Genomic DNA, 12,649 nt, shown 5'->3' with positions numbered 1-12,649 from the left:
GTTCCAGGCTGACTGGGGCGGATATACGAGGGCAGCGGTATTACCTTCGACGGATGCCTTGTTTTCGACAAGCATTCCGTTGAAATTGGCCTTTTCGGAAGGACATTGTGATCGTTCGCAAGATCATTCCCGCCTCATATATGTCACACGATCCTGCTTATGAGGCTTGGGCCGGGTGGCTTTGCCGAGATTAGGGCGGAAATCGCCACACCGATCCCGATTGATTTACAGGAGTAATTGTTGGAAATGACCCCGATTTCCCCGTCAAGTGCGTGCTCAGGCATGCCACGCGGTTTCACCGCGGCAACGCGCTGGTTCTTTTATGGCTGCATGCTGCTTCTCATGATGCTGTTTGCGCCGGCTGCCCATGCTGCGGATTACGCGTTGGGCCCGATGGACAAGGTCACCATACGCGTGATCGAATGGCAGACCGCAGAGGGCACCTTTCGCGAGTGGCCCACGATCACAGGTGACTACAGGGTTGGGCCCTCAGGCACCTTGTCTCTTCCCTTCGCGGGTGAAATAGCCGCTGGCGGCAAGACCACATCCGAAATTGCCAAGGAGATCTCCGAGAACCTCCGGCAGAAACTCGGCCTTAGCGATCTCCCGGAGGCTTCCGTAGAGATATCCGAGTTTCGGCCGATTTTCGTTTCAGGCGACGTGCAGACGCCAGGCAGATATGCATTCGAGCCGGAAATGACGGTTCTCAAGGCTGTCAGCCTTGCTGGCGGAATGCCCCGAACGACCGGGCAGCGCTTCGAGCGGGATTATTTCAATGCGCGCGGGGACTATGATGTCATCGTAGCCGCGCATGACCGGGCGGTGGTCAAACTTGCAAGACTGCAAGCCGAATTGGCAAATGTGCAGGAAATCAAGGTTCCGGACGATTTGATCGAGAAGGCGAACCTCAAGAGACTGGTCGACGATGAAACGGCAATCATGCGGACAAGGAAGAATTCCCTCGATCTCCAGATCAGTGGGCTGAACGACCTCAAGACGCTCTATACGAACGAAATCAGTTCGCTTGAGAAGAAAATGGGCGTGCAGAACCGGCAGCTGGATCTGACCCGCAAGGAACTCACGAGCATTGGCGGACTGGCGGATCAGGGCCTTGTTGTGAACTCCCGCCTCCTCGGGTTGCAAACCTCGGTTGCAGACATGGAAGGCAAACTTCTGGATCTTGATACCGCGTCGTTGCGTGCCAAGCAGGAAATCAGTAAATCGACCCAGAACGAGACCGACCTTGATAATGAGCGCAAGTCGGAATTGGCAACCGAGATGCAGGCGACACAGGCCACGCTTGATGAAAGCAATCTGAAGCTTCAGATGAACAAAAATCTGATGACCGAAGCGCTGGTCAATGCGCCGGCTGCCGCAGGCAACGGCTCAGATCCTGTTGTCATGCAATACAGCATTGTCCGCAACGCCAACGGGAAAACCGAAGAGACGACCGCTGAAGAAGGAACCATCCTGCTGCCCGGCGATGTGGTCAAGGTCAAAATCGACACCGAGCGTTCGTGAACCTAGAGCAATTCCAGGAAAAGTGGGAACCGGTTTTCCGTCCGGAATTGCGTAAAAACAAAGAGTCAGAGCGATTCCGTGATTCGAAGTAAAACGGAATTGCTCTAACTCGCCTAACGCGCATCACTGATTTCGCAAGGTCTCTGCTTCAGCGTAAAAACGTTTTTCCCATTCCTTGTGGTTGTCGAGGCCTTCACGGATAAATGGCGTGAAGATCGCCAGATTCATAAGCGCCCAATTAATGAAACTGGCGGGAAATCCTAGCGGCTTCACGAAATCCACGAACAGGACGACGCGCGTCTTATCCGTATGGTTCCAGGCTTCGTGTTCGTAGGCGTCATCGAAAACCAGGGCTTTGCCCTCTTGCCAGTGGCATATCCTGTCTTTGACCCGGATGGMGAGCTTGTCGCCCGGCTCCGGCACGATCAAACCGAGATGAAGCCGCAATACGCCGTTGTAAGGCCCCCGATGGGCAGGCAAATGTTTGCCGGGCTCGAAGATCGAAAACATGGCTGTCTTCAGGTGGGGAATCTTCTGCACCGCCGCCCATGTTTTGGGACATGCTTGAATGTTCTGTTTTGATTTCACGCCGAATCCGACGAGGAAAAAGGTTTTCCATTGACTGTCCGTCGAGATTGTTTTGACGTCCGTCGAAATGTCCTGAAATGCAGGCAGTTCGCTTTGACGCAGAAGAACGCGGTCAAGTTCAATGCGAATGTCCGGCCAAGCCTTTTCTATCTCGCTTGTCCAGGGAAAGACCGCATTGTCATAGACTGGAGGGTTGCCAAATCTGGCGTATTTGAGGTTGAGCTTCTCTGCCCAGGAGACGATGCCCATGAAAAAGCGTGTGGTCCTGCTTGGGCGAGCCATCGGCGCGATACCGGCCGTCCCGAATTCCTGCTCGACTTCTTCAGCCTCAGAGTCTTGAAGACTTGGTTCCTTCAACGTTCCTTCGGTCATAATCATTCCAATACGTTGCTGGCTTTGCGGACCGGGACGCAGTGGCGGATACGTTCGGTTCCGATGACAGGAATCTATTTAGGCGACGATAGACCGGTATGCTAGAGCCTCGTGCGCCGATATTGCCGCACGAGGCTCTCGATCATTCGTCAATTCTTGCTCCGGATCAGGAGTTAACGGGTCGGAGATGGCTTGAGGCTGTCCACTATGCCGCCAATAAGGTCGTCTGTCGTTTTGTACTCATCAACATCGAGGACCTTGCAGCCGTGCTCGCTAACGAGTTCGGCGGTCTTTCGATCGAATAACAGCGTGCGTTCGAGAAATCTTGAGATCATTCCACGGTTCTGTTCGCTGGCATTGTGGAAACCGCTTGCTTCATAAATCCGTGTGCGCAACGTATCGGAACTGGCTGTCAGCCAGACAGTTCCAACTTCCTTCATGCGGTGTCCACTCGTGATGAAAGGCCAAAGTGCCGATCCCTCGAGCACCAATTTCTCCATGCCTTCATCATGCACCGTTGCCCGGACAAGTTCCGCGACGAGTGGCGACATCTTGCGGTGATGCAGAATGACGSATTCCAGCAGTTCGTTGGCCTTTAAACTAAGATAGTGCTCGGCCACGTGGTTGGGGACTTTCTTGTTCGACTGTCGCCACGGCCTGCCGGGGTGCCTGGCAAGGCTGTCCGTTGAAATACAGCGCCAGCCGAGTTTCCCCGCTAATGCGCCTGCCACCCTTGATTTCCCGACATTGGACGAGCCGCCGATCAGGATCATTTTAAGATGCGGATCAATCCGTGTGTTCAAGGGCATTATCCTGGTCGAAAGTGGGAAAGACTTCAGAACTGTTTATCGCCGACTATTTTACTATTTTCTGTCATCCGCAACCAGAATGCACCTTCACGCAAAGAGCAACAAAAAACTGATCCCAAAACATAACCGGGTAACAAAACGTTTGATGGTCATGACAAGTTGCACTTCCTCACCGAAGCAAAACAAATCCGTATTGAGCGAAAGATCAACGACATCCGTGTCACGTTTACTTTTCCATCCGAAACGCTTCATCCGTCTGGCCGCCTGAATCTTGACCTTTTATTGAGTAATCTTTTGTCCCATTCTGCCTGAACGGAAATCCTTCCATGTCCAACATCACGACCATAGTATCGACTATGACGGCAGCCTTCCTCGGCTCCTTCGTCGAAGTCGTCGAAGCCTTCACCATTATCCTCGCCGTCGGGGTTTCCCGCAGCTGGAAGCCCGCATTCATCGGTACAGGGCTTGCGCTCATCGTGCTGACCGCTCTGGTTGTCATTCTTGGACCGCTGCTCGGGCTGATCCCGGTCGAGCTCCTGCAATTTGTCATCGGAACCCTGCTGATCCTGTTTGGAATGCGCTGGCTGCGCAAAGCCATCCTTCGCGCTTCAGGCGTTATTGCTTTTCACGACGAGGCAGAAGCCTTCGCCAGGGAGACCGATCAGCTCAAGCATCAGGACGCCGAACGACGTGCAGACTGGATCGCTGGAGCCGCAGCGTTCAAGGCGGTACTGCTTGAGGGTATCGAGGTGGTTTTCATCGTCATCGCCGTTGGCGCGKGACGCGGCATGCTTGGTTATGCTGCGCTTGGCGCAGTTATAGCCTGCCTCCTGGTGCTGATCATCGGTTTCGTCGTGCACAAGCCATTGTCGCAGGTGCCCGAAAACACCTTGAAATTCGTCGTCGGACTTCTACTTACGGCATTCGGCATCTTCTGGGTCGGTGAAGGACTTGGCGCCGATTGGCCGGGCGCCGATCTGTCGCTGATCGGAATCCTTGCCGTCCTTGCAATCTTCTCGTTTGTCGCCGTGCGGATGCTGCGCGACTATCGCAGCTCCAACGCAAAGGCAGTCGCCTGATGAACATCATACGCATCACCATACGAGAACTGATCGGCATGTTCATCGATGACGGCGCTCTGGCACTCTGGTCGATTGCCTTGATCGGCGTCATTGCGGCCGCTGTGGAATATGCCGGATTGCCTGGATTCGCCGGTGGTATCCTGTTATTGGCGGGCTGCATCCTCATCCTCGCAGAGAGCACGTACCGTGCGGCGCGGAAAAAATCCCACGGATAATGCTGGAGTAAACTGGAATTGGTCAGCTTACCAACGTCCGGGCAGTCGCGCGACGGCCTAGCTTATCGCCGCGACATCGATGGCCTGCGGGCCATCGCGATTTTGCCGGTCGTATTTTATCACACGGGCATGTCGGGTTTTCAGGGCGGGTTCGTCGGCGTCGACGTATTCTTCGTTATCTCCGGCTATCTGATGGCCTTGCGAATCATTGGAGGAATCGACCAGGGCGATTTCAGCCTCTGGCGGTTCTACGAAAGCCGCATTCGCCGCATTTTTCCGGCGCTTTTCGCAATGATCGCAGCGTCGGTAGTGATGGCATGGCTATTTTTCATGCCAGTCGAATTTGAATATTTTGCGCGCAGTGTGAAGGCAGCCGCTCTCTTTGTTTCCAACATCCAGCTCAACAGAGAAAGCGGATATTTCGATATCAGCGCCCAGCTGAAGCCGTTGTTGCACACATGGTCGCTCGCCATCGAAGAACAGTTCTATATCGTCTTTCCCCTGTTGCTTCTTCTCTTGAGCAGGATCGGCCGGGAATGGATAAAGCCGGCGCTCATTCTGCTGTTTGTCGGGTCGCTCGCCGCGAGCGTCTGGGCCGTCGAGCAAAGGCCCGTCGAGGCGTTTTACCTGTCGCCTTACCGTGCCTGGGAGCTACTTCTCGGCGCTTTGCTCGCATTGGGCGTCGTGCCCCGGCCGAAACAGCAATTTGTCGGCGAAATCCTGGCTGCCGTCGGATTCATCCTGATAGGCTTTGCGGTCTTCGTCTATAATGACAGCACATCGTTTCCCGGCCTTGCCGCACTCGTTCCCTGCGTTGGTGCCGCTCTCATCATTCAGGGACGAGCCTCGCGCGGTCCGGCGGGATTGTTTCTCACGTCCTCGCCGCTTGTGTTCATCGGCCTGATTTCCTATTCGCTTTATCTCTGGCACTGGCCGATCATCGTCTTCACGCGTTACCTGAACGGTCAGGAGCTCACCTTCATCCAGAACGGTCTGCTCGTAGCTCTCTCGCTTATGGTGGCTATCTTTTCCTGGCACTTCATCGAGCGGCCGTTCCGCGGGCATGCTGGCCCGGTTCCCCGCAAGCCGGTTTTTGCCGCTGCGACAGCGGTTATCGTAGCGGTCGTGGCTTTCGGCAATTATGTCATAACCGAAGTCGGGCTTCCCAGCCGCCTTACCCCGGTTGCCCAGAAAATCTATGGTGCCACCTATGACGAAAGCCAGTTTTCCGGCCCCGAATGCATGCAGGACACGAGTGGAAAGGGTCCCTCCCTTTCCGACATCCAATCGGGCAACCTATGCCACCTGGGAATCCCAGGTGCGGACAATGTGAATTTCCTCGTTTGGGGCGACTCGCACTCCGGTTCCATGGCACCCGCCATCGACCTTGCAGCGACGRAGGCCGGTGCCAGTGGTATTTTGGCCGCACGGGCCTCGTGTCCGCCGCTTCCAGATGTGGAACTCAAAGACCAAAAAGACACGTTGCGCTGTGTTGACTACAATGCGGCAGTGCGGGACCTTATCATCAGCAAGCGCATACCGTTGGTCTTCATGATTGCCTATTGGCCCAAATACGTCCTCCGCTCGGAGTTGCCTAACCAGGGACTTTATTTCGATCCCAGGATCCGCCCGCAGCTTGACGACGAATCGGCGCCCATAGCGACCGCTCTGGACCAGACCCTCGCGGATCTCAAACGACATGGCACGCAAGTGGTGCTTGTCATGGATGTCCCGGAAATGGGGCACTACATGCCGGAAGCCCTTGCCAAAGCGGCAACGAGAGGCACGTCTACCGATATCGCACCGTCATGGGCCTACACTTCCGAGAGGCAGGCGGCCTCCCGTGATATGCTTAGCGAATACGCTGCAAAATACGGGGCAATAACCGTCGATGCGCTTCAGGGTATCTGCGACAATGGCCGCTGCGACAGCATGCGAAACGGCCTGCCCCTGTACAGGGATTCAGACCATATCACAGCTACGACCGCCCGCAGTTTGAGCTACCTCTATACGCCCGTGTTCAAGACACTGGCTGGTGCGTTGGGAATCGATATCGACTAGGTTCCGGGCTGATGGCCAGAGCGACGACCCGTCGGCCACGCGGAAAGCGCTTGCTCGGCAACAGCCTCCAGCATGTCGCGGCTGAAGCCGGCTTTGGCCTGYACGGCCATGCCGTGAGAGACAGCCATCACGAATGCCGCAAGGGCCTCAGGTTTGGCCGCCTCCGGTAAGTCGCCTTCGGCCTTTGCCCGTTCGAGGCGTTCACGAAGCTGCGCCTCACCGCCAGCGCGAGCTTCGATCAACGCCTGTCGCACTGGCTCCGCTTCATCAGATCCTGCCAAAACCCCGTTTATACCGAGACACCCCGTATGGTGGGAGTAACGTGTATTGAGTTCGGCTGCACTGTAAAGGATATGCGCAGCAACTGCCCGCGCTGTCGGGAGCTCAAGCGATTTCGGGATGAAATCCAGGTATCGTTCATAATAGCGATCCAGGGCTCGGCGGAAGAGCGCTTCCTTGTTGCCGAATGCAGAATAGAGGGCGGGCCTCTCAACGCCGGCAGCCTCTGTGAGGTCAGCATAGGATGCGCCCTCGTAGCCCTTGCGCCAGAAAACGCACAGCGCCGCGTCGAGCACTTTCTCCACATCAAATTCGCGATGGCGTCCCATCAGCGCAACCCGGTCTTTTTCATAATGGTCGTTATTTAAAACACTTGACGGCATCTGTCAAATTTCATACCAAGCGTTATCGTAATGCTTGTTATGAAAACGGGCTGCGTTCGTTTACCAGGATCAGGCGGCGCCCTGATCGTCCACAGAAAGGGACTCTCATGTCGAACACATTGAAGGGCAAGACCGTGCTCGTTACCGGCGGATCGCGCGGGCTCGGCGCCACCATCGCGGAAGCGTTTGCCGATCAGGGGGCTGATGTCGCGATAAGCTACGTCGCGTCAGCCGAAAAAGCCGAAGCTGTCGTGGAGAAGCTCAAGGCGAAGGGCGTCCGCGCGATTGCGATCAAGAGCGACCAGGCCGACCTTACTTCCGCCAAGCCTTTGATTGACTCGGTGATCGCTGAATTCGGCAAGCTCGATATCCTCGTCAATAACGCGGCAATCGTTGTACAGGGCAAGACTGTCGACGATCCCGAACTCGACACGGTCAATCTCGACCGTCAGTGGCAGATCAACGTCATGGGCGCGGTGGCGACCACGCGCGCGGCGGCGCCGAAGCTCCCCGATGGCGGGCGAATTATCTTCATCGGTTCTGTGAGCGGCACCCGCTCCCTGTTCCCCGGCCTCGCCGACTATGTGGGAACCAAGGCTGCCATCAACGGCTATGCGAAGGGCATTGCCCGCGATCTGGGCGGACGCAACATCACCGTCAACGTTGTCCAGCCCGGTGCCATGCCGACCGATATGATGAGGCAAGTTATGGGCGACGTTGACGCTCCCGACGCGTTCCTCGACCTTCACCCCATCCGCCGCATCGCAAAGCTCGAGGAAGTCGCCGCGCCCGTCACCTTCCTCGCGGGACCTGACGCCAGCTATATGACCGGCGGTGTAATCGACGTCGGCGGTGGTCTCGGAATCTGAACGCCGAACGCAATAATCCATACCACTTTGGTACTCGACCACGTCAGGCCTGTTGATCCGGTTGAGATAGGATAGCGGTAGTCGAGCAGGCTAGGGTCAGGTGCCATTTCGATCATATTAATGGGTCCTGACCCTAAGTTATGTCCTGAAGCTGGGCCTCGCCATTGTGCAGGAAGCAGGCCTTCGTGAAGAGCCCTAAATTGACGAGATTGGGTAGGCGAATGTCCTGAATATCCGGCAGAGGCCTGATTGATGGATCAAACGACCGATCGATCTGCGAGATGAACCCCAGTACCACGCCGGTCTTTCTGGCGAAATCCTTAAGAGCGAGAATCTGGTCGGAGAGTGCTGGCTTGCTTCGTTGCTGGTCGAGTATTTGAAGATAGTCGATAACGGCAACTGTTCCTTGGTCCGAGGCTGACAAGTGGCGAATAATGTAATCCGCGCTGATTTCATTCGACGTCACGATTTCCAGAGCGTCGCCAAGATCCTGATAACCTTCGTCCAACGAGCGGATGTGTTCCCGCGCCTGCTGCTCGGTAAATTCCAGCGTGAAGAATATCGCCTTTCTGCCGTCTCGGGCAGCTTCGAGCAAAAGCTGAAGTCCAAGCGTGGTCTTGCCATGTCCAGGGCGACCGGCCACCAATAGCAGGTCGCCGTCATTGAGCCGGGATAATACGGTTTTCGACAGTGATCCCGCTGCGATCCGGGACGAAAGCAGGCTCCACCTCGCAAACCCCTCCTCACGCGCAATTTGGTCCAGCGCTTCGTGCAGGGGAACATTATTTTTCCGGACCAGTAGCTTGGCGCGGCGTTTCAATTGGAAGATAGGAGCAGAAAGCTTCATCAGGGACCTCCGTTGCGAGCCAGAAACGCAACCCCTCCTTATGCGTCGCTCGAACAGATGGTTCGATGATGATGTCACCCCGTATGTGCGATACTTCCCGAAAGGAGGGAGGAGGCGTGGGCCAAGCCTATGCCGCAAAGGTTAGCGGGCATCATGATTCGCGACAAGCACAAATGACAGCTTTGCCCCGCGGATCGGACAACGAGTCCCATGGCGCAACGGCCGATGCGTTGGCGCTCGTGCCTATAAGAGCATGACCGAAAATCCGTCAGGGCGTGGCGAAAATGGTGATTTTCGAGCACCGAAGCGCAGCGTACGTTGGGTACGTGAGCATCGGAGCGCAGGAAAGCGCCATTTGCAGCCCGCCTTGGCGAATTTTCCGTCTGGATCAGCCGCGCTTCTTGCGCAGGCGGATGATGATGTCGACGTTGACAATTTCCATGCCTTCCGGAACCGGAGGCAAATTGCCGACCATGGTCGAACCACTGGGGATATCGATCACCTCATTTTCGCCTTCGACGAAAAAGTGATGATGGTCGGAAACGTTCGTGTCGAAATAGGTCTTTGCGCCCTCGACGGCGAGGATGCGGAGCATTCCGGCCTGGGTAAATTGATGCAGAGTATTGTACACCGTCGCCAGCGAAACCGGCACATTGGCACCAAGCGCCTCTTCGTGCAGTTCTTCGGCCGAAAGGTGTCTGTCACCCTTGGCAAAGATCAGGCTGGCAAGCGCGATACGCTGACGGGTCGGCCGTAATCCCGCAAAGCGCAAGCGCTCCTGCAAGGATACATCAGCGTCAATTTCATAAGAAATATGCATGGCCCGTCTGCCACTCCGTTAACTCATATCAGAAGTCCCACCACAGACACATTGTCCGTCGTGTTACATGATTGATATATGCTGTCTTGCGAAATCGATCAATAGGCAGCATTTACACCATTTGTCTAAGGAAAAATGTGGGCACAACTGGAAATCACATGTCACACGAAATTCGCAGAGGGGTTCGATCAGGCGAGGGTTCCATTTGATCGTGGTTTGCTCTATGCAGCGTTTTCAGGCGGAAATACTCTATGATAGGGTCCGTCCGCGCCGGAACATATCCAGGCGCAAGCCTTGACGTTACCGATGGGAGAAAGAATGCCAGAACAGAAATCAAGCTACGGGTATGAAGAGCTTCTTGCCTGTGCCCGCGGAGAGATGTTCGGTCAGGGCAACGCCCAGTTGCCAGCACCACCTATGCTGATGTTCGACCGTATCACCGAGATTTCTGAAACAGGCGGCGAGAATGGCAAGGGCTATATCCGCGCTGAATTCGATATCAAGCCTGACCTTTGGTTCTTCCCCTGTCATTTCATTGGCGATCCTGTAATGCCCGGCTGCCTCGGCCTTGATGCCATGTGGCAATTGACCGGCTTTTATCTCGGCTGGCTCGGCGAGCCCGGCAAGGGCCGCGCCCTCTCTACCGGCGAGGTCAAGTTCACCGGCATGGTCACGCCGAAAAACAAACTTGTCGAATATGGCATCGACTTCAAGCGCGTCATGCGCGGCCGTCTGGTGCTTGGAATTGCCGATGGCTGGTTAAAGGTCGATGGCGAGACTATCTATAAAGCAACTGACCTGCGGGTTGGCCTATTCAAGGAAAGCGCTGCCTGACAAATTTGGCAACGTATTACCTTTAAGGAGATCGCGATGCGGCGAGTGGTTGTGACGGGCATGGGTATCGTGTCCTCTATCGGCAACAGTGTAGGGGAGGTGCTGGAATCGCTGCGTGCAGCGAAATMGGGCATCGTCTTTGCTGAGGAATATGCGAAGCACGGCTTCCGCAGCCAGGTCCATGGTGCACCTACACTCGATCCATCAACGCTGGTAGACCGTCGCGCGATGCGTTTCCACGGCGGTGGCACTGCCTGGAACCATGTCGCCATGGATCAGGCCATCGCCGACGCCGGGCTCGATACGGATCTCATTTCCAATGAGCGCACCGGCATCATCATGGGTTCGGGCGGCTCCTCCACCCGTACGATCGTCGAGGCTGCCGAAAAGACCATCGAATCCGGCTCCAGCAAAAAGGTTGGCCCGTTTGCCGTGCCGAAAGCAATGTCTTCGACCGCCTCGGCAACGCTCGCCACATGGTTCAAGATCAAGGGCGTCAATTATTCCATTTCCTCGGCCTGCGCGACATCCAACCATTGTGTCGGCAACGCCTATGAGATGATCCAGTACGGCAAGCAGGACATGATGTTCGCCGGCGGCTGCGAGGATCTCGACTGGACCTTATCCGTGCTTTTCGACGGCATGGGCGCCATGTCCTCCAAATTCAACGACCGGCCATCTGTGGCCTCACGAGCCTATGACAAGAATCGCGATGGCTTCGTCATTTCGGGTGGCGCGGGCGTTCTCGTTCTCGAAGAGCTTGAACATGCCAAGGCGCGTGGCGCAAAGATTTATGGCGAACTCGTCGGTTACGGCGTGACCTCGGATGGTGCCGACATGGTCGCACCGAGCGGTGAAGGCGCGGCGCGCTGCATGCGCATGGCAATCGCCAACGTCAAGGGTCCGGTCGACTACATCAACCCGCACGCTACCTCGACGCCTGTTGGTGATCTCAAGGAAATCGAGGCCATCCGCGAAGTCTTCGGTTCGGGCAACCAGTGCCCGCCTATTTCGGCGACCAAATCACTGACAGGCCATTCGCAGGGTGCGACCGGCGTACACGAGTCCATCTATTCACTTCTGATGATGAACCACAATTTCATCGCGGAGAGCGCCAATATCGAAGAACTCGATCCGGCATTCGAAGATATGCCCATTGCGCGCCGGCGGATAGACAACATCAAACTGAATACAGTCCTGACCAATTCCTTCGGATTTGGCGGCACGAATGCTTCGCTGGTTTATCAGCGTTACGAGGGTTGAGGAAACAATGGCAGATTTAATGAAGGGCAAACGCGGCCTTATCATGGGGGTCGCGAACAGCCACTCCATTGCCTGGGGGATCGCCAAGGAATTGGCCGACAATGGTGCCGAACTCGCATTCACCTACCAGGGCGAAGCCTTCGGCAAGCGTGTTGCACCCTTGGCAGAACAGCTTGGCTCGAAACTGCTCCTGCCTTGCGATGTCGAGGATATCGCTACCGTTGACGCGGTTTTCGAGACGCTGGAAAAAGAATGGGGCACGATCGATTTCGTCGTCCACGCTATTGGCTTCTCGGACAAGTCGCAGCTCAAGGGCCGCTATGCCGATGTGACGACGCGGGATAATTTCAGCCGCACCATGGTCATCTCCGCCTACTCCTTCACCGAGGTCGCCCAACGCGCGGCAAAGCTGATGACCGACGGCGGTTCCATCCTGACGCTGACCTATGGCGGTTCGACCCGGGTCATGCCGAACTACAATGTGATGGGCGTGGCCAAGGCTGCACTCGAGGCCATGGTCCGCTATCTCGCCGCCGACTACGGTCCGGAAGGAATTCGCGTCAATGCAATTTCTGCGGGTCCTGTGCGCACATTGGCGGGCGCTGGCATCGGCGACGCACGCGCCATGTTCTCCTACCAGAAGCGCAATGCACCGCTGCGCCGCACAGTCGATATAGAAGACGTCGGCCGGTCTGCTCTCTACCTC

The 12,649-nt window shown here is 56.0% G+C and carries 13 protein-coding genes; 8 read left to right on the top strand and 5 right to left on the bottom strand.

Annotated features, from left to right (window positions below; genetic code table 11):
• Window positions 1-246: 246 nt before the first annotated feature.
• Entirely contained in the window at window positions 247-1,521 is a 1,275-nt protein-coding gene (locus ACXJ5O_RS08845; RefSeq protein ID WP_457299563.1) for a polysaccharide biosynthesis/export family protein, read from the top strand.
• A 123-nt stretch (window positions 1,522-1,644) separates the two neighbouring features.
• On the opposite strand, the gene ACXJ5O_RS08840 is transcribed toward ACXJ5O_RS08845, so the two are convergent.
• Window positions 1,645-2,481, bottom strand: a complete 837-nt coding sequence (locus ACXJ5O_RS08840) for an aspartyl/asparaginyl beta-hydroxylase domain-containing protein (protein ID WP_457299562.1) — start codon at window positions 2,479-2,481, stop codon at window positions 1,645-1,647.
• Between the two features lie 173 nt (window positions 2,482-2,654).
• Window positions 2,655-3,284 carry a hypothetical protein gene (locus tag ACXJ5O_RS08835; protein WP_457299561.1) on the bottom strand — a complete coding sequence of 210 codons (630 nt, stop codon included), beginning with the start codon at window positions 3,282-3,284 and terminating at the stop codon, window positions 2,655-2,657.
• A 332-nt stretch (window positions 3,285-3,616) separates the two neighbouring features.
• Here ACXJ5O_RS08835 and ACXJ5O_RS08830 point away from each other — a divergent pair, with 332 nt between their 5' ends.
• From ACXJ5O_RS08830 to ACXJ5O_RS08820, 3 genes are read left to right on the top strand one after another with little or no spacing between them, the layout of a single operon-like run.
• The gene (locus ACXJ5O_RS08830) at window positions 3,617-4,369 is read left to right on the top strand and encodes a COG4280 domain-containing protein (protein ID WP_457299560.1); all 753 of its coding nucleotides are present in this window, start codon (window positions 3,617-3,619) and stop codon (window positions 4,367-4,369) included.
• Entirely contained in the window at window positions 4,369-4,587 is a 219-nt protein-coding gene (locus ACXJ5O_RS08825; protein ID WP_271895844.1) for a hypothetical protein, read from the top strand. Before ACXJ5O_RS08830 ends, ACXJ5O_RS08825 begins: the two co-directional genes overlap by 1 nt.
• Window positions 4,588-4,605: 18 nt before the next feature.
• Window positions 4,606-6,648 (top strand): acyltransferase family protein, encoded by a 2,043-nt coding sequence (locus ACXJ5O_RS08820; RefSeq protein ID WP_457299559.1) that lies wholly within the window; start codon window positions 4,606-4,608, stop codon window positions 6,646-6,648.
• Here the strand turns inward: ACXJ5O_RS08820 and ACXJ5O_RS08815 are convergent.
• Window positions 6,645-7,256 (bottom strand): TetR/AcrR family transcriptional regulator, encoded by a 612-nt coding sequence (locus tag ACXJ5O_RS08815; protein ID WP_457299564.1) that lies wholly within the window; start codon window positions 7,254-7,256, stop codon window positions 6,645-6,647. The genes ACXJ5O_RS08820 and ACXJ5O_RS08815 overlap by 4 nt on opposite strands.
• 161 nt (window positions 7,257-7,417) lie before the next feature.
• Here ACXJ5O_RS08815 and ACXJ5O_RS08810 point away from each other — a divergent pair, with 161 nt between their 5' ends.
• A complete protein-coding gene (locus ACXJ5O_RS08810; RefSeq protein WP_457299558.1) occupies window positions 7,418-8,179 on the top strand; it encodes an SDR family NAD(P)-dependent oxidoreductase in 762 nt (253 codons plus the stop codon).
• Between the two features lie 133 nt (window positions 8,180-8,312).
• Here ACXJ5O_RS08810 and ACXJ5O_RS08805 read toward each other — a convergent pair whose 3' ends face one another.
• Together ACXJ5O_RS08805 and irrA are read right to left on the bottom strand one after the other, a co-directional pair.
• Complete coding sequence (locus ACXJ5O_RS08805; protein ID WP_457299557.1) at window positions 8,313-9,026, bottom strand: DNA helicase; 714 nt, start codon at window positions 9,024-9,026, stop codon at window positions 8,313-8,315.
• A 388-nt stretch (window positions 9,027-9,414) separates the two neighbouring features.
• Window positions 9,415-9,846 (bottom strand): iron response transcriptional regulator IrrA, encoded by a 432-nt coding sequence (irrA, locus tag ACXJ5O_RS08800; protein WP_112526576.1) that lies wholly within the window; start codon window positions 9,844-9,846, stop codon window positions 9,415-9,417.
• Between the two features lie 318 nt (window positions 9,847-10,164).
• Here irrA and fabA point away from each other — a divergent pair, with 318 nt between their 5' ends.
• From fabA to fabI, 3 genes are all read left to right on the top strand, one after another.
• The gene (gene fabA / locus ACXJ5O_RS08795) at window positions 10,165-10,680 is read left to right on the top strand and encodes a 3-hydroxyacyl-[acyl-carrier-protein] dehydratase FabA (protein WP_008122449.1); all 516 of its coding nucleotides are present in this window, start codon (window positions 10,165-10,167) and stop codon (window positions 10,678-10,680) included.
• 36 nt (window positions 10,681-10,716) lie between these two features.
• Entirely contained in the window at window positions 10,717-11,943 is a 1,227-nt protein-coding gene (fabB, locus tag ACXJ5O_RS08790; RefSeq protein WP_457299556.1) for a beta-ketoacyl-ACP synthase I, read from the top strand.
• 7 nt (window positions 11,944-11,950) lie between these two features.
• The coding region (gene fabI / locus ACXJ5O_RS08785; protein WP_457299555.1) for an enoyl-ACP reductase FabI at window positions 11,951-12,649 on the top strand (699 nt) is incomplete at its 3' end.

It is taken from the genome of Phyllobacterium sp. P5_D12 (assembly GCF_054049495.1).
Note: the sequence above shows the minus strand (reverse complement) of the source record. Positions and strands in the feature narration are given on the sequence as shown.

Excerpts from the sequence above, each read along its gene's own strand:
- ACXJ5O_RS08845 (WP_457299563.1), top strand. The coding sequence starts at position 247 with ATGACCCCGATTTCCCCGTCAAGTGCGTGCTCAGGCATGCCACGCGGT.
- ACXJ5O_RS08825 (WP_271895844.1), top strand. The coding sequence starts at position 4,369 with ATGAACATCATACGCATCACCATACGAGAACTGATCGGCATGTTCATC.
- irrA (WP_112526576.1), bottom strand. The coding sequence starts at position 9,846 with ATGCATATTTCTTATGAAATTGACGCTGATGTATCCTTGCAGGAGCGC.
- ACXJ5O_RS08810 (WP_457299558.1), top strand. The coding sequence starts at position 7,418 with ATGTCGAACACATTGAAGGGCAAGACCGTGCTCGTTACCGGCGGATCG.
- fabA (WP_008122449.1), top strand. The coding sequence starts at position 10,165 with ATGCCAGAACAGAAATCAAGCTACGGGTATGAAGAGCTTCTTGCCTGT.
- ACXJ5O_RS08805 (WP_457299557.1), bottom strand. The coding sequence starts at position 9,026 with ATGAAGCTTTCTGCTCCTATCTTCCAATTGAAACGCCGCGCCAAGCTA.